This window comes from Chlorogloea sp. CCALA 695, assembly GCF_003003885.1.
GTDB lineage: Bacteria > Cyanobacteriota > Cyanobacteriia > Cyanobacteriales > Chroococcidiopsidaceae > Aliterella.
The window spans coordinates 1-19,310 of sequence record NZ_PVWN01000019.1 but is presented as its reverse complement, the minus strand read 5'-3'; the positions used below and the strand labels follow the sequence as shown (position 1 = coordinate 19,310).

Genomic DNA, 19,310 nt, shown 5'->3' with positions numbered 1-19,310 from the left:
AGCGATCGCTACGCCGATTGTAAGTAAATTAATGTAAAGTAGTATAAATACTTATAAAGACATTTATACAAGTAACTTGCAATGATAACTGCTAACAATCAATCGCCTCATCATGTGGTAGTTGTGGGTGGCGGCTTTGGCGGACTTTACGCAGCTAAAGCTTTGAGCCGAGACAAAAATATTTTTGTCACCTTAATTGATAAACGCAACTTCCATTTGTTTCAACCCTTGCTTTACCAAGTTGCTACAGGAACATTGTCCCCGGCGGATATTTCATCGCCTCTGCGCTCGGTTCTCAATCACAGCAACAATACTCAAGTGTTGATGGGTGAAGTATTAGATATTAATCCCCAAGCGCAAAAAGTTAGCTTACAAAGTCAAGAGCTAACTTACGATAGCTTGATTGTAGCCACTGGAGTTAGCCATCATTATTTTGGCAATGACAACTGGGAACAAGTCGCGCCAGGATTGAAAACTGTAGAAGATGCGTTAGAAATGCGCCGCAAAATATTTGTAGCCTTTGAAGCGGCGGAAAAAGAAACCGATATAGAAAAGCGCCGCGCTTGGTTAACTTTTGTGGTAGTAGGAGGCGGCCCCACCGGGGTAGAATTAGCCGGAGCGATCGCAGAACTTGCTTACACCACTTTAAAAAAAGATTTTCGTAACATCGATACCTCCGAAGCGAAGATTTTGTTAATTGAGGGGATGGATCGTATTCTCCCGCCTTATACGCCAGATTTATCCGCAAAAGCCGAATCATCTTTGACAAAATTGGGCGTAACGGTGAAGACAAAAGCGCTAGTTACAGATATTGCAGACGACATTGTCACGATGCGCCAAGAGGATAAAGTAGAAAAAATCCCCGCAAAAACAGTTTTATGGGCAGCAGGGGTTAAAGCTTCGCCAATGGGGGCAATTCTGGCAGCAAAAACGGGTGCGGAACTTGATCGCGTTGGCAGAGTAGTTGTAGCACCAGATTTGAGCGTACCAAATTATCCGAATATTTTTGTAGTGGGGGATTTGGCGAGTTTTTCGCACCAAAACAGCAAGCCCTTACCAGGAGTAGCGCCAGTTGCTATGCAAGAAGGTAGCTATGTCGCGAAGCTAATTCAAAACACGATTGAAGGTAAAAAATCTGTACCATTTCGCTACTTAGATCGTGGCAGTTTGGCGGTAATTGGCAGAAACGCCGCCGTTGTAGATTTAGGCTTTGTTAAGTTTTCCGGTATTCTAGCTTGGCTAACCTGGGTATTTGTCCACATTTACTTTTTGATTGAATTTGACAACAAGTTAGTAGTCATGTTGCAGTGGGGCTGGAGTTACTGGACTCGTAACCGGGGAGCGCGTTTGATTACAGGCTCGGAGTCCTTCGTTGATAGTAAGAGCGATCGCTTTGCCTCAGTAAATAACAAAACTGCTGTTGAAATATAGTTACCACGCTGGATTTGTCAAAATTAATTTTCTAACAGCTTCGCTGTCTAACGGGCGAGAGAAGAAGAATCCTTGCCCGTATTTGCATTTCAATTCTCTCAATTTTGCCAATTGTTCGGGGGTTTCTATCCCTTCTGCTGTCACATCCAAATTCAGCTTTTGTGCCAAGGCAATTATTGCCTCAACTATCTCCGAATTTCCTGAATCATTGCTCATGCTGTCAATAAAAGAGCGACCTATTTTTAATTCGTCAATCGGAAAATGGTGTAGTCGGGCTAAAGATGAATATCCCATACCAAAATCATCAATAGATAATTGAACTCCTAAATCTTTCAATTCATAAAGCATCGCTTTTACCGTCTCAGTGCTTGCCATAATTAAGCTTTCGGTGACTTCTAGCTTCAAAATAGATGCTTCCAAATCTGTCTCTTGCAAAACTCCCGCTACTTCAGCACTAAGATTAGGTTGGTTGAAACACTGACTCGAAAGATTGACACTAATTGTTAATCGCAGATCGGGAAACTGCGATCGCCATTGCCTTGCCTCTTGACAAGCGCTGCGAGTTACCCACCGACAAAGAGAAGTCTGCAATCCAGTTTCTGTTGCTGCTCTTAAAAATTCATCAGGCGCTAAGAGTCCCTTTTGGGGATGCTGCCAGCGAATTAATGCCTCAAACCCAGCAATTTTACCGCTTTCTAGCAAGACTATAGGTTGATATTGCAAGCGAAATTCTTGACGTTCAATAGCCAATTGGAGGTCAGTTTCTAGCTGCAAGAGCGCGATCGCCTGCGTGTGCATATCTGTGTTAAATATTTCATAGCGTGCTGTTCCTTGGCTTTTAGCACGGTACATTGCAATATCAGCATCTCTTAAAGCATCTTCGGCAGATTCATAGCCTGTGGTACTTAAAGTAATGCCGATACTAGCAGAGGTAAATACTTCATTGCCGTCTAGAGCAAAAGGTAATTGCAGTTCCTCTTTAATGCGCTCGGCAACACGGATAGGATCGCTGCTATCTTCAATATCCGGCAACAAGATGGTAAACTCGTCACCACCTAGACGCGCGACTGTATCTGACTGGCGCAGGCATAACTTGAGGCGGCTCGCAATTTCAATTAATAAGCGATCGCCCGTTAAATGCCCTAAACTGTCGTTGACCACTTTAAAGCGATCTAAATCGATAAAAAGGACAGCAAATAAATGTTCTTTATGTCTTTGAGTTTGCCCAATTGCTTGCTCCAACCGTTCTCTAAATAATACTCGATTGGGTAAACCTGTCAGCGCATCATAAAAGGCATTCTGGCGTAATTGTTCTTCTCCCTGCTTGCGCTCGGTAATATCTCGGCAAATTATCCGCAATTCTACGGGTTCGCCTTCACTATTAAAAATTAATTGACTGCGCTGGCGTTCCCAAATAATTGAACCGTCTTTACGAACTTTACGAAATTCAGATTCAACAATTGCTAATTTTTCCCTAAAGATACTCGCAAACAATTGTTGAAAAGAATCGCGATCTTCTTCATAGACAATGGTAGAAGTGTCTTGATATATCAACTCTTGTTTGGAATATCCCAAAAGTTCTGCACCATACTGATTTATAGAGATAATTCTGCCATCGCTTGCTACTGTCAAATAGGCATCGGGCGCAAAATCATACAAGCTTTGATATAGTTCCTCACTCTCTTGCAATGCTTCAGCTTTAGCAATCTCTGCACTCAGCCGTTGTCCAAAAGAGGAGGCCAATGAAGCTAGTGCCAGGATAATTAAAGCCGCAATACTAATAGAAAGTGCTATTAGATAATCATCGTTTCCAGGCGGCTGCTTTTTTAATAACTTAAAGCTGGGGTAAAACTTGACTGCTGCCATTGCTGTATAGTGCAGCGAGTCTATCGATAGCCCCGTTAAAACCGCGCTGCCGAGCTTGCGGATATTTTCTGGAACTCGATCAGTACTGGGATGGAACGCCAACCACAGAGCGCTAAAACAAAGGATAACGGTAGATAAGTTGGCAAGGGCAACGAGACTCAAATCGTACACGGGTATTGCCGCTAGTTGCATTCCTGTCATGGCAGCAAAGTGCATACCCACAACTCCTGCCGTGATAAAACTACCTCCTGCCAAGAAGCGCAGCCAATTTAGGGGTTGTTTAGTCACAAATAACAGTCCCGTGCCACAACAAGCGATCGCCCATACCATTGATAGAAAGACGATATAAAAGTTGTAGACAACAGGTATTGGTAACTTGTAAGCCAGCATTGCAATGAAGTGCATCAGCCAAACACTAATGCCTAGTGCGATCGCACTTCCCAACAGCCAAAGCTTGCTAGCACGTCCTAATGCTATGGGGACTTGTCTTGCTAAATCTAAAGCAGTATAGCTGCTGACAACAGCAATTACTAAAGAAAGGATAACCAAGCGCCAATCGTAACTAACCTCAAGAGCTTGGCTAATCTGGATTAATTTCTCACTTGGCATACCTTGCTCCAACTGAAAAATGTGTGAGAACTACCGATTGTTAGCCTTTGGAAGTTAGAAAGTTTCAATATTTTAAGAGGCTTACCGCTTACAGCTTTGTTTATAATGGCAATTTGTATTTACTTATTCGCCTTTATAAAGATAGAGTTGAAATCATTTAGACGAATAATTATAGTTAACTAGCGTTTAAAACTCTTTTAGACAGCCAAAATTATTTAGCACGTGAACTTATAAACATTAAAGCATAGACTCAAACTTTAAATTCTGCTAATACTGGTAGCAAATATTGTGTCAATGTATACGCATCTACGCCCATTTCGGTGCGGTTTGTTGCCGCCTTGATCCCGGCTTGAGAATGCCACCAAGCAGCAACTGAGGCGACTTCACCCATTGATTGAGCAGTTTTTTGAGCAACTAATCCACCCATTAGCCCTGTCAGCACATCGCCGCTACCCCCGCGAGCTAAGGCGGGGGTGCTTTCGGGGTTAATCCAAACTAACCCATCAGGATTTGCAACTTTAGTTCTAGCACCTTTTAATAAAATTACAGAGCCACTTGTTTTAGCGGCGGTAGTAACGGCATTAATCGGAGCTAAATCGCCTAAATCGGGAAATAAACGTTTAAATTCTCCTGTGTGCGGAGTAAGTATTGTTGCTCCTTGGCGTTGGGCTAAAGTGGAGATAGTTCCCAATGCCAATATATTTAAACCATCCGCATCTAGAATTAGCGGACAGTTACTTTTTATTACTTCTTGAATTATCGGTGTAGCTTCAAGAGTCAAACCAGGCCCACAAGCAATTGCATCAAAGGAATCTAAGTTAATGTTTGCTGGTAATTGCAACATTGCCCCAAGCTCTGTTTCTGGGCATCCTACGATTAAAGCTTCAGGTAATTGAGCAACTAATAAGCTTTTCAGCGATTGGGGAACGGCTATAGAGAGCATTCCTACACCGCTTGCTCTTGCGCCTAGCCCTGTTAGAATTGCCCCACCAGCGTAACGAGCAGAGCCACAAATTAATAATAAATGCCCTTGCTGGTATTTATGAGTGACGAAAGGACGATGTAAAGGTAAAGTTGCGATCGCCAATTCTTTTGTAATTCTTTTTATCTTCGGCTTTTCCCCTAATACAGCATAAATATCTGTTAACGGAATATCAAAATCTATCAATTGAGCTTTACCAAAGTATTCTAAAGCGCAATCTTGAAGTAAGCCTAGTTTCCACAACCCCAAGCAAAAAGTATAAGTTGCCTTAATTGCTATCCCCAGTACTTCCCCGGTATCTGTGTGTAAGCCCGAAGGTAAATCGATGCTAATAACTGGTAGAGAAGATTGGTTAATTTGAGCAATTACTTTAGCAATATCACCTGTAATATCGCGCTCTAAGCCAAAGCCAAATAAGCCATCAATTACTAAGTCAGACTCCTCTACTAGCTTTTCTAGGCGATCGCAACGCTCAATTCCTAAGCTTTCTGTATACTGAGCATGACTATCGGTTAATTCTTTATGTTTAGTAAAAGGACTAAAAAAAACTACCTTATAACCGCGATAATGTAATTCACGAGCCACAACTAAGGCATCGCCGCCATTATGTCCCGAACCTACTAACACCCCAATACGTTGCACTGATAGAACTTGCAGTATTTCAAGGGTTTGCCGAGTGATCGCTAATCCAACTTTTTCCATTAACGCCGCAACAGGCATTCCGGCGGCAAATATCCGCCCTTCAATATCGCGCATTTGCTGGGCGCTAACAACAAAATGCTCAATTTTTTTCTGCCTGTCCATAACTTTATTATTTTTAACTAAATTAGCTAGACAAAATTACCTTTAGATGTATTCGTAAATAAGAGCAATTTTAATCTTTATCATAATGATTAAAAATAACAAATCATCAAATTTGGCAAACAAAGTTGATAGGATATTTTAATATAAAATACTCAAGCTACAAGAGATTAGTAAGCCATAGATTAACTCCGGCGAAATCTAAAAGTTCCTCCATAAGACGGATGAAGTGTAAAAAATGATAAAAAACTTATAAGAGGTACGATGATAAAAAAAATATTATTAACGGTTTCTGGACTAGGACACGCCGAAGAAATGCTCAAAACTTTGAAAGAAGTACCAGCAATTCAACAAGCAGAGGTAACAGTTTTACACGTTGTCCCCGCTCAAGCTTCCGCTCAAGTTATGACCAGCAAATGGGAAGAAGGAGGAAAGATTTTAGGCTCGGCGATTGAGACAGTCAACTTAGATGCTAGTAAAGTTACAGCAATTTTACGCCAAGGAGATCCTAAAGACGTTGTTTGTCAAGTCGCTGACGAAATTAACGCTGACTTAATTATTATGGGTTCGCGGGGTTTAAAACGCTTGCAATCGATTTTAGCAAACTCCGTTAGTCAGTACGTTTTTCAGTTGTCATCGCGCCCAATGTTGCTAGTAAAAGATGACATTTACATCAAGAAAATTAAGCGCGTAATGGTAGCAATAGATGGAACAGATGCTACCAAACAGTGTTTGCAATTGGCATTATTTTTAGTTAGAGATATTAAAGGCGGTGAATTGATTTTGGTTCACGTCGATAAAAACTCAAGCAGCAAATCCAGCGAAACAGCGACACCCGCCGAGAACAACCCGGTTTTAGCTCCAGCAATTTCTGAAGCAAAAAAACAAGGAGTCCAACCGCGCGTTATTGCTACAGCAGGTAAACCCGCCGAAGAAATTTGTCGCTTGGCTCAAGACCAAGATGTAGGCTTGCTAATTATCGGCTCTCCCGATCGCCGTCCTTCCATTGCTAAGAGCTTTGTAGATATAGATAGGCTACTTAGTGCTTCATTATCAGATTACGTGCGCGTAAACGCCACGTGTCCAGTGCTACTGGCGCGGACTGTAGGGTAAATTCAAGAAAAAAATCCCTACACTGTTACGGTGTAGGGATTTTTTAAAACTAACAATCACGAATCATTTTTGCCACTATTGCGGCTGGCAGTCTGAATGTATAAAATCAACAGAAAGACCGTAGGCACAAGTACGAATAAAATACTTGCGACAAAACCTAAATCATTAACTTGCATCGAAAGAAAGCCTCACGTGGATTGCAGTCCAACACTACTAGAATATCACCAATAGGTGCAAGTAACAGGATTTTCAACCCAGAGTTTTTGATGCAGCCTAAAATAAGTATAAACGCAGAAACCTGGGCGCAGGAGCATTCCCGATCCCAAAGTTTCTTAGACAGCAGGAACAAAACTAGAATATGCAAGCAGAGTATGAAAGTCGCCGTCAGCAGTTAATGGCAAAAATTGGCAACGGTACGGCAATTTTTCGCAGTGCGCTAATGGCAGTTATGCACAATGATGTAGAGTACACTTTCCGCCAAGATAGCGATTTTTTCTACTTGACGGGATTTAACGAGCCAGAAGCGGTAGCTGTTTTAGCCCCTCACCACGCAGAACACCGTTTTATTCTTTTTGTTCAACCCAAGGAAAGAGAAAAGGAAGTATGGACGGGTTATCGTACAGGGGTAGAAGAAGCAAAAAGTCGCTACGGTGCAGACGAAGCTTATCCCATTGCCGAACTTGAGGAGAAATTAGCTCAGTACGTAGAAAAAGCTGAGAAAATTTATTATCACTTAGGACGCGATCGCGCTTTTAATGAAACTATCCTCAAACTTTGGCAACGCTTGGTAGCCACCTATCCCCGGCGCGGTACGGGGCCAATGGCGATCGAAGACAGTAATGTAATATTGCATCCCCTCCGCCTAGTCAAAAGTGACGCAGAACTTGCATTAATGCGGACTGCGGCGGCGATTTCCGTAGAAGCTCACAACAAAGCACGCGAACTTGCTCGTCCCGGCTGTTACGAGTACGAAATTCAAGCAGAAATCGAACGAATTTTTAGGTTGCGGGGCGGAATGGGCGTTGCCTATCCTACAATCGTTGCTTCCGGTGATAATGCTTGCGTACTGCACTACATTGAGAATAACCGCAAAATGCTAGACAACGAGTTGCTTTTAATTGATGCAGGCTGTGCTTACGACTATTACAACGCCGACATTACGCGCACTTTTCCTGTGGGAGACAAGTTTACACCCGAACAAAAGGCTTTGTATGAAATTGTTTTAGAAGCACAAATTAAAGCGATTTCTCAAGTTCAACCAGGCAATCCTTACAATGCTTTTCACGATACGGCGGTAAGGGTAATTACTGAAGGGTTAGTCGATTTGGGCATTTTGCGCGGTGAAATTGATAAATTGATTGAAGAAAACAAGTACAAACCCTTCTATATGCACCGTACAGGGCATTGGCTAGGCTTAGATGTCCACGATGTCGGTGTTTATCAGCATGGCGAATCGCCACACATTTTACAAGCTGGAAACGTTTTAACAGTAGAACCAGGTATATATATTGTTCCTAATACTCCTAATGCAGAAGATCAGCCAGAAATAGATCCGCGTTGGAGCGGGATCGGGATTCGTATTGAGGATGATGTTTTGGTTACAGCCACAGCGCAGGAAATTTTGACCGATGGAGTGCCGAAGTTAGTAAAAGATTTAGAAGCGTAAATAGAGGTACTATCTACGACAAAAATATATTTCTAGACTTAATAACTGGATGTAGCGCCGCTCAATCTTGCCTTTTTGCCCGAAAAACTAGGAAAATTTTGGTAATTTGCCACAAAGTACTCTAACTTTTAATGGCCAAGGTATTTATCAAACCTAATAAATAAATAAATATAATTAATTTTCTTTATCAATTTCACCACTATAGCCAGGAGAAGCTTCGTAAAGCGCATCCAAATGAGCGCGGGCATCTTGAACGTCGATGGAACGCATCACCAATAAAGGGTCTTTAATTATATTGCCTGTACTATCTAAAAATTCTGGATGGGGAACAGAGCGTACTACTTTTGAACCATAACGACCACGAGCGTTTGACGACTGCCCTTTAGAATAAACGCCATCTCCTTCAACACTAAACACGATCAAGTTGCGAATCAAATTGCTCACAGCAATCAGAGCAAGAATTGTAAAAGCTAAAATGTAAAGTAAGTGTAACATTGCGTTGTCCTCTAAGGCAGTCGGTTTAAAAAGTCGTTCAAAAGGTGTATTAACTTATTTAACACTTAATAACTTATTATTGAGCGTTTTGAAATTTTATTTAGGTTTCTTGCTCTGGTTCCCCGCTAGAATGTTGCAAACGTAGGCGCATTGCTACTTTCCAACATTCTGTTACCAATTGATGCCAAGGCATTAAAGCAGCCATTTCAATACCTACTTGTTCTCCGGTGGCTTCAAACATAATTTGCGCGACACTTACTTCTTGTTTGGCTTGCTTGACACGCGCTAGTAAATCTGATTGGGCTTCCGAGGTCAAAAAATCAACTTTCTCAGTTTCTAATAACGCAAGACTGCGCCCAAACCAGTAATGAAAATCTTGCAGAAGTGGCTTTAGCACAGTCTTAAGCAATTCTGACTCCGGCAAGTTTGAGTTCAGCATGAATAAAAAATAGATTAGTATTTCCCTTTCTATATTAACTTAATTTAAGTTTCTTAATAATCTGCAACTGACTTTAATTAACAAACAGCGTTTTTGGGCTGAGATTGCGCCAAGACGAGCTTTTTGAGACTTGCAGTTACAATAATTGGGCAGTAGGACAGGCGATCGCCTAGATAAAATAGAAACAGTGAAAACTCATAAATCTGTCTAATGGTGTAAGTAAATGTACTCAAACCAAGGCAAAAAGTAAGCGATCGCCCTGTAAACAAAACTGCCAAAATCCTAGCCAAACAAAATAAATTTGCCGATGTCAGACTCTATGTCTCCCGAACAACCAGAAAAAATGTATTTGCCTCGTAGCAGCGAATCCCCCCAATTGCACAAAATTCGCCATACTGCGTCTCATGTGATGGCAATGGCGGTACAAAAGCTGTTTCCCAAAGCACAAGTAACTATCGGCCCTGCGATTGAAAATGGGTTTTATTATGACTTTGACAACCCAGAACCCTTTACAGAAAAGGATCTTAAAGCCATTCAAAAAGAAATGGTGAAAATTATTAATCGCAAGTTGCCTGTAATTCGGGAAGAATTAAACCGCCCAGAAGCAACTAGCCGCATTCAAGAACTTAACGAGCCTTACAAATTAGAGATATTAGAAGGTATTAAGGAGCCAATTACAATTTATCACCTAGGCGAAGAATGGTGGGACTTGTGCGCGGGGCCACACTTAGAAAATACCAGCGAACTGAACCCTAAAGCGATCGCTCTTGAAAGTGTTGCAGGAGCCTATTGGCGCGGAGATGAAACTAAAGCTCAGTTGCAGCGCATTTATGCTACAGCCTGGGAAACTCCCGAACAACTAGCAGAATATAAACGGCGTAAAGAAGAAGCATTCAGGCGCGATCATCGCAAACTAGGGAAAGAATTAGGCTTGTTTATCTTCTCTGATGAGGTGGGGCCAGGTTTGCCTTTATGGACACCCAAAGGAACGGTATTAAGAAGCACTTTAGAAAGCTTCCTGCAACAAGAGCAGTTAAAACGCGGTTATTTGCCTGTAGTCACCCCCCATATTGCCAGAGTAGACTTATTTAAAACCTCTGGACATTGGCAAAAATACAAAGAAGATATGTTTCCGTTGATGGCGGAGGATGAACTATCCGCCGCCGCCGAACAGGGTTTTGTTCTCAAACCAATGAACTGTCCTTTTCACATCCAAATTTACAAAAGCGAATTGCGCTCTTACCGCGAACTACCAATGCGTTTAGCGGAGTTTGGCACGGTTTATCGTTACGAACAATCGGGAGAACTTGGCGGCTTAACTAGAGTACGCGGCTTTACGGTTGATGACTCACACCTATTTGTCACTCCCGAACAATTAGATGATGAATTTCTCAATGTCGTAGATTTAATTTTGTCAGTGTTTAAAAGCTTGCAACTGAAGAACTTTAAAGCGCGGCTAAGTTTTAGAGATCCAGCCTCCGATAAGTACATTGGCTCTGATGAAGCTTGGGAAAAAGCTCAAGGAGCAATTCGCCGTGCGGTAGAAAAGCTGGGAATGGATCATTTTGAAGGTATTGGCGAAGCTGCTTTTTATGGGCCAAAACTTGACTTTATTTTTAGCGATGCTTTAGAAAGAGAGTGGCAGTTAGGTACGGTACAAGTAGATTACAATTTGCCAGAGCGCTTTGATTTGGAGTATGTAGCCGAAGATGGTACTCGCAAACGCCCGGTAATGATTCACCGCGCGCCTTTTGGCTCTTTGGAACGCTTGATTGGGATTTTAATTGAAGAATACGCTGGGGACTTCCCTTTATGGCTTGCGCCCGTACAAGTAAGATTGCTACCTGTAAGCGATGCCCAGAGAGATTTTACAATAGAAGTAGCAGCGTTAATGCGATCGCACGGTATCCGAGTAGAAGCCGATACCAGTAACGAGCGTTTGGGCAAACTCATTCGCAACGCCGAAAAAGACAAAATCCCTGTTATGGCAGTAATAGGAGCTAAAGAAGTGGAATCAAATAGCCTCAGCATCCGCACCCGCGCTTCTGGAGAATTGGGAAGTATACCAATAGCTGAAGTAGTAGAAAAAATCGTTAGTGCGATCGCCCAGTACAGCAATTTTTAAGGTGTAGAGATGTTGCAATGCAACGTCTCTACACACATTTAGTTAAGGATTGACTTCGATACTACTCCAGCCATCATTACGACTATATATATATCGATTTTGCGGATTGCCCATTAAGTTCAGGTAATCTACCTCCATTGGTTCTAATAATAACAAGCAAAAATTAGCTAATGGCTCTAGTACAGGAGGAGGCGGCGGCGCAAAGTCAGCATCTTCGGCTCTAGGTTTTCCGGGATCAGCCCAGGCAAATTGTAACCTTGCACTATTGCTAAGTTCTTGCCAACTTGCTTGACGAGCTTGTTTTAAAGCCAAGTCTGCATTATCTGCTTGTACTAAGTTTAGCAAACCACTAAATCTAAATTGTTCGCGGGTTTGGGTAAAGTACCAGCAAGCCTCCGCCCAAGGATGTACGGCAATTTGGCGGACTTTTTCGCTACGATTATCCACGACAAACTTTAAACAATCTTTATCTCCATAAAAGCCCCGAAATACTACGCTGCGGTTGGCGGGGCGATTTTCTTGAGTAACTGTTGCCAACTGCAAATAACGCGCTTCCCTAATATTACGGTGATAGTTAAGAGATTTTTCTAACAAAAAGCGCCAAGGTGTATCAGACATATATTAATTTGCATCTAGATATTTTCTAGCTTTACTTATCTATTAAGGGATTGAGTAAAAAATTATCTAGCGATCGCAAAAACAATAAAAGCGTCAACTTTCACATACACCTTGCCCTCAAACCTCAGTATTTTCACCAGTATTAACTCCAGTCTTTTTATAAAAGTCCAGTAATCACCTTGATTTGATTCTTAAGCAGATAGGGAAAGATAATTATATAGCCTATATAGCTATTTGACTTAACCGCTAGCAAGTGTTGGGCTAACCGCTTTCCCCCATCGACTTTTAGTAAGGCAACTTTTGGTACTTAGTTGTATTTATCTATACACCAAAACTTACTATTTCTATATTTGCTAATTTTGTTTGTTTTCAAGCTATCTAATCTTAGTGCGTCCTAATGAAAAAACCTCGAAAAAATCTTTATCGTCAATTACTAACAGCAGCTTCGCTTGTCGGCGGTACTTTTCAAATTGCCTCCTCTGTATTAGCTCAAACAGCCCCAACTTCTACCAGTGCTAATACAGCTATTAGCAACACTGCAACGGCTACTTATAATGATGCCAACAACCCTGGTACAGCGTTAAACGCAAGTTCTAACACTGTAACTATTACCGTAGCTGAAATTGCGGGTCTTTATATCAACCCGGCGGGAGTAGTAGACAACACCCCAGCAACAACAGGCATCTAAGCCAATGACACGATCTTTTTTGATTTTGATGTCACTAACGTTGGTAACGCTCCTACTACAATTGTTATTCCTAACGCCGCTACCATTTCGGGTTCTGGCACAATTTCCGGCGCTGTAAGAATTGAAACTGTCCCCGGAACTTTTACTGATATTAGTGGTTCTTCTTACACCTCTGGACAAATTCAGCCTAGTGCATCAGTGCGGGTACGAGTTCCGGTATTAGTCGGCTCCGTCAGTAGTGGAACCATTAGCGTTACCTTGGGTGATACAACTCCTTCGGCTGCTTAAAACGGCGCTTACTTAAATACCCCAGGTAGCGTATTCACCGCCGACAACAATACTTTAACTGGTGGTACGCCAATTATTGAAGCTGCTGGTACGGCTCCAGCCAATGGTGAAAGAGAAGCCAGCAATATTCAGTCAGCAACAATTAATGCTACCGACCAAGCTTTTGCTGCCATCCTCAAAAATCTGAGTAGTTATAGCCAAAATGGTACTCCTAGCGTAACCAACGACGACCTCCTCACCTACAGCTTAAGCTTGCGAGTAGAAGGGAGTCCACCATCAGCTAGTAGTACAGCTTTTAATGCTACTCCTTTGACAGGTACGGTTCTTAGTGGCGGTGTTGACCTTAACACAACTAGCAAGTTTATTTTAATATCTGATACTATTCCTTTCGGGACAAGCTTAAATGCAGTTTCAACTCCTCCTACAGGGTGGCGTGTTGTATACAGCGAATCTTCAACGACAACTCTACCGAATACAGCCGACAAAGCTGTATGGAGTACAACTCCTCCTGCTAACTTAACCACCGTCACTAGAGTCGGCTTTGTCTACGCTCCTCTTACTCCTACTGGGCTTTTGACCAACGCTGTCAATAGTCCAGCGATCGCTCCTAACACTAATATTACAGGTTTCTCCTTCGTAGTTAGGACAACTACAACTTTTGGTAGCAATGGTACAACCGGAGGTCAAATTGCCAACATTGCTCAAGTCTTTGGTACAAGCAATGGCGGCACGACTCTAGTTTATGATGAATCTGGAGACCAAACCCCCAGTAACTTCAATGATGCTGGCACATCCACAACGGGATCGAATACGCCTAGGAATGGTGTGGCAACTCCTGGAACGGATGGAACCGACCCAGGAAACAACACTGGTACAGATACAAATACATCACTTTAGGGTGGCGAAGATAATATTCTCAACATCCCCGCGCCGGAAGTATCAGCAGTGTTACTTGGCCCTGAAGGTGCAGCAGGAGCCACAAGCCCTACTAGCAACAACGACGATACCAATAGAGCCGCTAGTTTCACAACTCCAGACACCCCAGAAAATACCGATACTACCGATCCTGCGGCTATTGCCTTTGTCAATAGCGTACAAAATAATGGTGCAACCCCAGCCAATATCAGTATTATTCCTACTACTCCTGCGGATTTAGGCTTGGCTGACTTGCCTACTGGTACGTTCGTGACAATTACTGCCACTGGCGTTAATGGCTCAAGGCTCTACTATTGGGATGGTTCAATTTTCCGGTACGATACCGATCAAAACGTGGGGACAATTAATACCGTTGTAGATCCGATTAACTTGGCGGCGGAAGTCTTAACTATTCCTAACGTAGCTGCTAATGGTGGAACTTCTGCCTACAACGTATCTATCGATTTACCGCTAGGAACAAGGCTCTCTACAGATTTAGTAAGTTTTGAACCCGGCGATCCAGAATATGGCTACCCAGTCCCAGTAACCGCCTTTGTTGATACCAATAGCAATGGAGTAATTGATACTGGAGAAGCTTTCAACACTAGCATCGATCGCGTTTATGTCGGCGTCTTGCGCCTATTGAAGGAATCGCGCCTAGTTCCAGGATTTGGGCTAGCCTTTCCTGGGGGTCAAGAACTATTCAGCAGTATCACACCAAGAACTCCCGCACCAGGAAACCGCGTTGAGTACCAAATTACCTATACCAACATCTCTAGCGTTCCTGCCACTGGTTCAGGCAGTCTAGGATTGAATGCCAATAACATTCTTATTACTGAGAATGGTACAGTATTGCCCAACAACTGGGGTCGAGATAATGACGCAAGTGGTACTCCAGGCTTTGGTCAGATTGATACCCTTAACGTAGCTGCTACTGCGATCGAATCTGGTGGCGCTATACCTTCTTACTTTAATGGCACGGTGGGTACAGCTCGGGTGATACCGCCGATGTTACGGCTTATACGGTAAATACTGGCTTAACCCCGGTATTAGGCCCAAGTCAGTTTAGAACCTTTAAGTTCCAACGCGAAATTGACCAATAACCCCTCAAGTTAGAGCTTTAGGGGACACAACAGACTGTGTCCCTGGCTTTAACTGATTTTTACCTACCTTCAATCAATTTACACAAGAGGTTATAAAAATGAAACGTTTATCAATCATCGGTTTAGCAGCAATGCTCGTAGCTGTACCTTTTAGTAGCTGTCCTGGAATTGCAGCTACGACACCAAAAAATATTTTGGTGCAAAACGTCCAAGCTCAACCCAAAGTGCAGTTGCGCCTAACTGCCGACAAAAAAGTGGTACAAAAAGATACCGCAGGTAAAGACAAAGTTACCTGGGTTTCTTTACAGGGAAATGTAACCGTACAGCCTGGTGATGTGCTTCGCTACACGGTGACTGGGGCTAATAATGGCAGTCACCCCGCCACTAATTTAGTTGTCACTCAACCCATTCCCAAACAAACCGCCTACGTCTTAAATTCCAGCAGTACCATCAAAAGCACGGCAACAGTTACTTACAGCATCGACAACGGCAAAACCTTTGTTGCCAAACCAACAGTGCAATTCAAACTAGCCAATGGCAAAGTTGAAACTCGACGCGCACCCGCCGAAGTTTATACTCATGTGCGCTGGAAATTTCCTGATGCGATCGCCGATAAATCAACTATCGGTGCGGTTTACCAAGTCCGAGTGAAATAATTACCTTATTTTTAAGCGCGATCGCCTATCCATACTTTCTACTGGAGTGCGATCACTTTATTTGCTCTTGTTTATAAAAAATTTTCTGTGTATTTAATCAAATTTTCAGTTTTTAACTAATTCTTTAACCAGTAGCAAGTCTAATTTCTTGCTTACGAAGGTATAAAAAAATGCGCTGTTATAATAATCACTTAAATCAATACCTTCAACTAATAACAGCAGCTTTTATTAGCGGTAGTATTTGGCAAGCCATACCTGCAATAGCCCAAAATGTTCAAGCTGTCCAAATTACTAATCAAGTAACTTTTTTTTACAGCGCTGAGGGCAGAAGAAATGGCGGAACAACTATTAATGGAGTCAGTACCCAAGCTGGCTTTAGTGTAACCAAATTAGTAGATCCTTTAGGGCAAGTTACGGGCTGCGCTGGGGAACAAATAGAAGATTACACAGGCTTTAATGTTGGTTTATACGAAGTCAATTCCGCAGATCCGACAGGAACAGAAATTAGGTCGCCCCTAGCTTTATCTCCTACGGAATTACCTGACCTAAGCGGTAATAATGTCCCTCTAGGGCTAAAACCTAATATAGAAAATAGCAATCCTTTCTTTCTAACTAATGGCAATCAAGGACGATACAACTTTTTACTCGATCCTAGTAAGGGTCAATTAGTTGCTGGTAGAACTTATATTTTACTTATCAGTCCGCCGCCTAGCTCAATTTACAGCGAACGAAGAATTAAGCTTACCATTGGCTCCCAAATTGGTGAAGTTGTCTCTTATACAGCTACTTCCCTTGATGGTAGACCAATTAGCACTACTGACAATCAAACTTCGGCAACAGGAACTATTAATATTGACAACGCCGAACGTATCGGACTGAGTTTGGCAATTCTTGACTTAAATACGACCATTTGTCAAAGCCAAGAAATTCAAATTATTAAAACTGGCGATCGCGCTTCCGCCGCCCCCGCAGACACGGTAATTTATCGCCTCTCAGTCAAAAATCTTGCCAGTACCCCGCTCACAAACGTAGTTATTACCGATATCTTACCTTTAGGATTCAACTTTAATACTGAAACTGTCCGGGCAGAATTAGGCGGCAAAAGCGTTGTCATTACCTCAAGTCATACCGAGAGAACAATTACCTTTCGCGCTAAAGGAGTCAACTTGCCTGCTAAAAATTCTCCTGAAGGTCAGCAGGTATTAAATATTGCCTACGCTGCGGTACTAACACCGGATGCAATTCGCGGGAATGGACAAAACTCGGCGATCGCCTCGGCTCAACGTGACAACAACTTTACCGTCAAAGATGGCCCCGCTACTCACAAATTAAGAGTTAATTCGGGTATTCTCACCGACGCAGGCACAATTATCGGTCGAGTATTTGTAGACAAAAACTTTGACGGCGAACAGCAACGCGGCGAACCGGGTGTACCAAATGCTGTGTGTTTATGGACGACGGCAACCGGATTACGACCGATAAAGATGGATTATTTTCTGTAGCAAATGTTCTACCAGGTTATCGAACAGGAGTTTTGGATTTAAGCAGTTTGCCCGGCTACACCCTTGCGCCCAACGTCGGTTTAGCGAACGCAATAGTCAGTCAAGGCTAGTACGTTTAGCCCCTGGCAGTTTAGTCAGAATGAATTTCGCCGTAACTCCTAGCTTCAATGAAGGTGAATCGAAATGAAACTAACAAAAAACACTTTACTCACTTTTTTGTTAGTAACCACCTTAGAAGCAATAAGTTTAGTAATTGCTACTACTGCTTGCGCCATACCTTTACCTGTGACAGATACGGGTATCGCCCAACAAGAGGTGTTACCATCAACTTTGGAGCTAACACCCACACCAATCACACCACTTGATATACCAGCTCCTGCAAGTCAAGTAGCGCCAACAACACCAATCGAAAACCCATTAGCACCCACACCAACAACGCCACTTATTCAACCAGCTCCTGCAAGTCAAGTAGCGCCAACAACACCGACAGAAGTAGTTAACGAGCCAGAAACTAATAATGCGATTTCCGTTTTAGAAGTAAAGATTCTGACTCCGACAAATTCTGCCGTTTTGGATATCGCCGCTACTTCAGTAATTTTGCAGTATGCCGAAGGCAGTACCGTAGAGCTTAAAGTTAATGGTATTGGTGTCGATCCTAGCTCTATTGGACGCACAGAAACTGATAATAAGTCAAAAACAGTTACGCAGACATGGTACGGGGTGGTTTTCAAACCTGGCGACAATACCATTACTGCCCAAGCAACTAGAGAAGGGAAAACCGGAGTAATCGCTACTGTTAAGCTGCAAGTACGAGGAACGGCAACCCAGATTAAGTTGTAAACCACTGAAGCCCGGATACCTGCCGATGGGCGGTCTACTGCCACAATTGAAGGACAATTGCTTGACGCACAGGGGAATCGCTCTCAGCAAAGTGTGGTAGTTACTTTAGTAGCGAGTGCGGGAGAATTTGTTGGTGCAGATGCAGATAGCGATCGCGATGGGTTTCAGGTAAAAGCCGGAAAAGGACAGTTTACCGCTCAGTTGCGCTCGGTTTTGCAAGCTCAAACTGTACAAATTGCTGCTCTTGCTACGAATTTAGAAGCTTTTGCCCAAATTCAGTTTCAAACAAACTTGCGTCCCTCCTTAGTTACAGGAGTAATTAATGTCCGCATTGGTAAAAAAGGTACAGATTACTATCGTAGTTTTAGAGATTTTTTACCGCCGGATGAAGACAACAAAACTCAAATAGATATCAATTCCGCAGTTTTTGCGACCGGGAGAGTTGGGAATTGGTTGTTTACTGGAGCTTACAATAGCGATCGCACTCTCAACGAAGATTGTGATGGCAATAGCCGATTGTTTAGAGACACCAATGATTGCACAGAAAAATATCCAGTCTATGGCGATAGTTCTACAATAGAAGCCACCACCCCCTCCCAAGATAGCCTGTACTTGCGCCTAGAACGCAATTCACGTATTTTGGGAGCCGAGCCAGATTTTGCTATGTGGGGCGATTACGATACTAAAGAGTTTTCCTGCTCGTCGCAAGAATACACCGCCTTTAATCGCAAACTGCACGGTTTTAAAGCAAACTACAACCTAGGTAACTTACAAGTTACGGGCTTTTACGGCAACAACGTTGAAGGCTTCCAGCGCGATACAATTGCCCCCGATGGTACGAGTGGTTATTACTTTGAAGGCTTCCAGCGCGATACAATTGCCCCCGATGGTACGAGTGGTTATTACTTTTTATCGCGGCAGTTGCTAATTCCAGGTAGTGAAAGTGTTTTTATTGAAGTAGAAGAACTCAATCGTCCGGGTACGGTGTTGCAGTGCGACCAACTTAGTCGTGGTACAGACTACGAAATTGACTATGATTGCGGGACTTTAATTTTCCGCCAACCAGTTCTGCGGACTGCGGTAGATGAAGAAGGAAGGTGCGATTCGTTGAATGCTGAATCACGGTAATCAGTCCGTACATAAGCATTCTAGCCAAGACTCCCAAGTCTAGCT

General features: G+C 42.8%; 18 protein-coding genes. 11 read left to right on the top strand and 7 right to left on the bottom strand.

Translation table 11 applies throughout. The features are described 5' to 3' along the window. The first annotated feature begins 81 nt into the window (after window positions 1-81). Window positions 82-1,431 (top strand): NAD(P)/FAD-dependent oxidoreductase, encoded by a 1,350-nt coding sequence (locus C7B70_RS11940; RefSeq protein WP_106369274.1) that lies wholly within the window; start codon window positions 82-84, stop codon window positions 1,429-1,431. Here the strand turns inward: C7B70_RS11940 and C7B70_RS11935 are convergent, their stop codons facing one another. Both C7B70_RS11935 and C7B70_RS11930 read right to left on the bottom strand, forming a co-directional pair. Then, on the bottom strand, window positions 1,432-3,906 hold the full coding sequence (locus C7B70_RS11935; protein WP_106369273.1) for an EAL domain-containing protein: 2,475 nt from the start codon (window positions 3,904-3,906) through the stop codon (window positions 1,432-1,434). A 250-nt stretch (window positions 3,907-4,156) separates the two neighbouring features. Then, window positions 4,157-5,692, bottom strand: coding sequence for an NAD(P)H-hydrate dehydratase (locus tag C7B70_RS11930; protein WP_106369272.1), 1,536 nt, complete (start codon window positions 5,690-5,692; stop codon window positions 4,157-4,159). A gap of 261 nt (window positions 5,693-5,953) precedes the next feature. Between C7B70_RS11930 and C7B70_RS11925 the strand changes: the two genes are divergently transcribed. Continuing rightward, on the top strand, window positions 5,954-6,802 hold the full coding sequence (locus tag C7B70_RS11925) for a universal stress protein (protein ID WP_106369271.1): 849 nt from the start codon (window positions 5,954-5,956) through the stop codon (window positions 6,800-6,802). A gap of 56 nt (window positions 6,803-6,858) precedes the next feature. On the opposite strand, the gene psbM is transcribed toward C7B70_RS11925, so the two are convergent. Then, the gene (psbM, locus tag C7B70_RS11920) at window positions 6,859-6,978 is read right to left on the bottom strand and encodes a photosystem II reaction center protein PsbM (protein ID WP_106369270.1); all 120 of its coding nucleotides are present in this window, start codon (window positions 6,976-6,978) and stop codon (window positions 6,859-6,861) included. 182 nt (window positions 6,979-7,160) lie between these two features. Between psbM and C7B70_RS11915 the strand changes: the two genes are divergently transcribed. Next, window positions 7,161-8,468, top strand: a complete 1,308-nt coding sequence (locus tag C7B70_RS11915) for an aminopeptidase P N-terminal domain-containing protein (RefSeq protein ID WP_106369269.1) — start codon at window positions 7,161-7,163, stop codon at window positions 8,466-8,468. Between the two features lie 174 nt (window positions 8,469-8,642). On the opposite strand, the gene C7B70_RS11910 is transcribed toward C7B70_RS11915, so the two are convergent. From C7B70_RS11910 to C7B70_RS25915, 3 genes are all read right to left on the bottom strand, one after another. Further along, window positions 8,643-8,963 carry a DUF2973 domain-containing protein gene (locus C7B70_RS11910; protein WP_106369268.1) on the bottom strand — a complete coding sequence of 107 codons (321 nt, stop codon included), beginning with the start codon at window positions 8,961-8,963 and terminating at the stop codon, window positions 8,643-8,645. A 100-nt stretch (window positions 8,964-9,063) separates the two neighbouring features. Next, complete coding sequence (locus tag C7B70_RS11905) at window positions 9,064-9,402, bottom strand: DUF2605 domain-containing protein (protein WP_106369267.1); 339 nt, start codon at window positions 9,400-9,402, stop codon at window positions 9,064-9,066. Window positions 9,403-9,479: 77 nt separating this feature from the next. After that, window positions 9,480-9,692 carry a hypothetical protein gene (locus C7B70_RS25915; RefSeq protein ID WP_146134034.1) on the bottom strand — a complete coding sequence of 71 codons (213 nt, stop codon included), beginning with the start codon at window positions 9,690-9,692 and terminating at the stop codon, window positions 9,480-9,482. A gap of 17 nt (window positions 9,693-9,709) precedes the next feature. On the opposite strand from C7B70_RS25915, the gene thrS reads away from it, so the two are divergent. Next, the gene (thrS, locus tag C7B70_RS11900; protein ID WP_369831855.1) at window positions 9,710-11,527 is read left to right on the top strand and encodes a threonine--tRNA ligase; all 1,818 of its coding nucleotides are present in this window, start codon (window positions 9,710-9,712) and stop codon (window positions 11,525-11,527) included. Window positions 11,528-11,569: 42 nt separating this feature from the next. On the opposite strand, the gene C7B70_RS11895 is transcribed toward thrS, so the two are convergent. After that, on the bottom strand, window positions 11,570-12,145 hold the full coding sequence (locus tag C7B70_RS11895; protein WP_106369265.1) for an Npun_F5749 family FMN-dependent PPOX-type flavoprotein: 576 nt from the start codon (window positions 12,143-12,145) through the stop codon (window positions 11,570-11,572). Between the two features lie 397 nt (window positions 12,146-12,542). On the opposite strand from C7B70_RS11895, the gene C7B70_RS11890 reads away from it, so the two are divergent. The 7 genes from C7B70_RS11890 (at window position 12,543) to C7B70_RS26995 (ending at window position 19,265) form a co-directional block, all read left to right on the top strand. Next, complete coding sequence (locus C7B70_RS11890; protein ID WP_106369264.1) at window positions 12,543-12,833, top strand: hypothetical protein; 291 nt, start codon at window positions 12,543-12,545, stop codon at window positions 12,831-12,833. 540 nt (window positions 12,834-13,373) lie between these two features. Further along, entirely contained in the window at window positions 13,374-14,018 is a 645-nt protein-coding gene (locus C7B70_RS11885) for a hypothetical protein (protein ID WP_106369263.1), read from the top strand. Window positions 14,019-14,066: 48 nt separating this feature from the next. Further along, window positions 14,067-15,065, top strand: a complete 999-nt coding sequence (locus C7B70_RS11880; RefSeq protein WP_106369262.1) for a hypothetical protein — start codon at window positions 14,067-14,069, stop codon at window positions 15,063-15,065. A 172-nt stretch (window positions 15,066-15,237) separates the two neighbouring features. Then, window positions 15,238-15,795 (top strand): DUF11 domain-containing protein, encoded by a 558-nt coding sequence (locus tag C7B70_RS11875; protein ID WP_106369261.1) that lies wholly within the window; start codon window positions 15,238-15,240, stop codon window positions 15,793-15,795. Window positions 15,796-15,965: 170 nt separating this feature from the next. After that, window positions 15,966-17,297, top strand: coding sequence for a DUF11 domain-containing protein (locus C7B70_RS11870; RefSeq protein ID WP_199192220.1), 1,332 nt, complete (start codon window positions 15,966-15,968; stop codon window positions 17,295-17,297). Window positions 17,298-17,480: 183 nt separating this feature from the next. Then, a complete protein-coding gene (locus tag C7B70_RS27000) occupies window positions 17,481-18,137 on the top strand; it encodes a hypothetical protein (RefSeq protein ID WP_199192219.1) in 657 nt (218 codons plus the stop codon). 57 nt (window positions 18,138-18,194) lie between these two features. Beyond that, window positions 18,195-19,265 (top strand): hypothetical protein, encoded by a 1,071-nt coding sequence (locus C7B70_RS26995; RefSeq protein ID WP_199192218.1) that lies wholly within the window; start codon window positions 18,195-18,197, stop codon window positions 19,263-19,265. The last annotated feature ends 45 nt before the right edge of the window (window positions 19,266-19,310 follow it).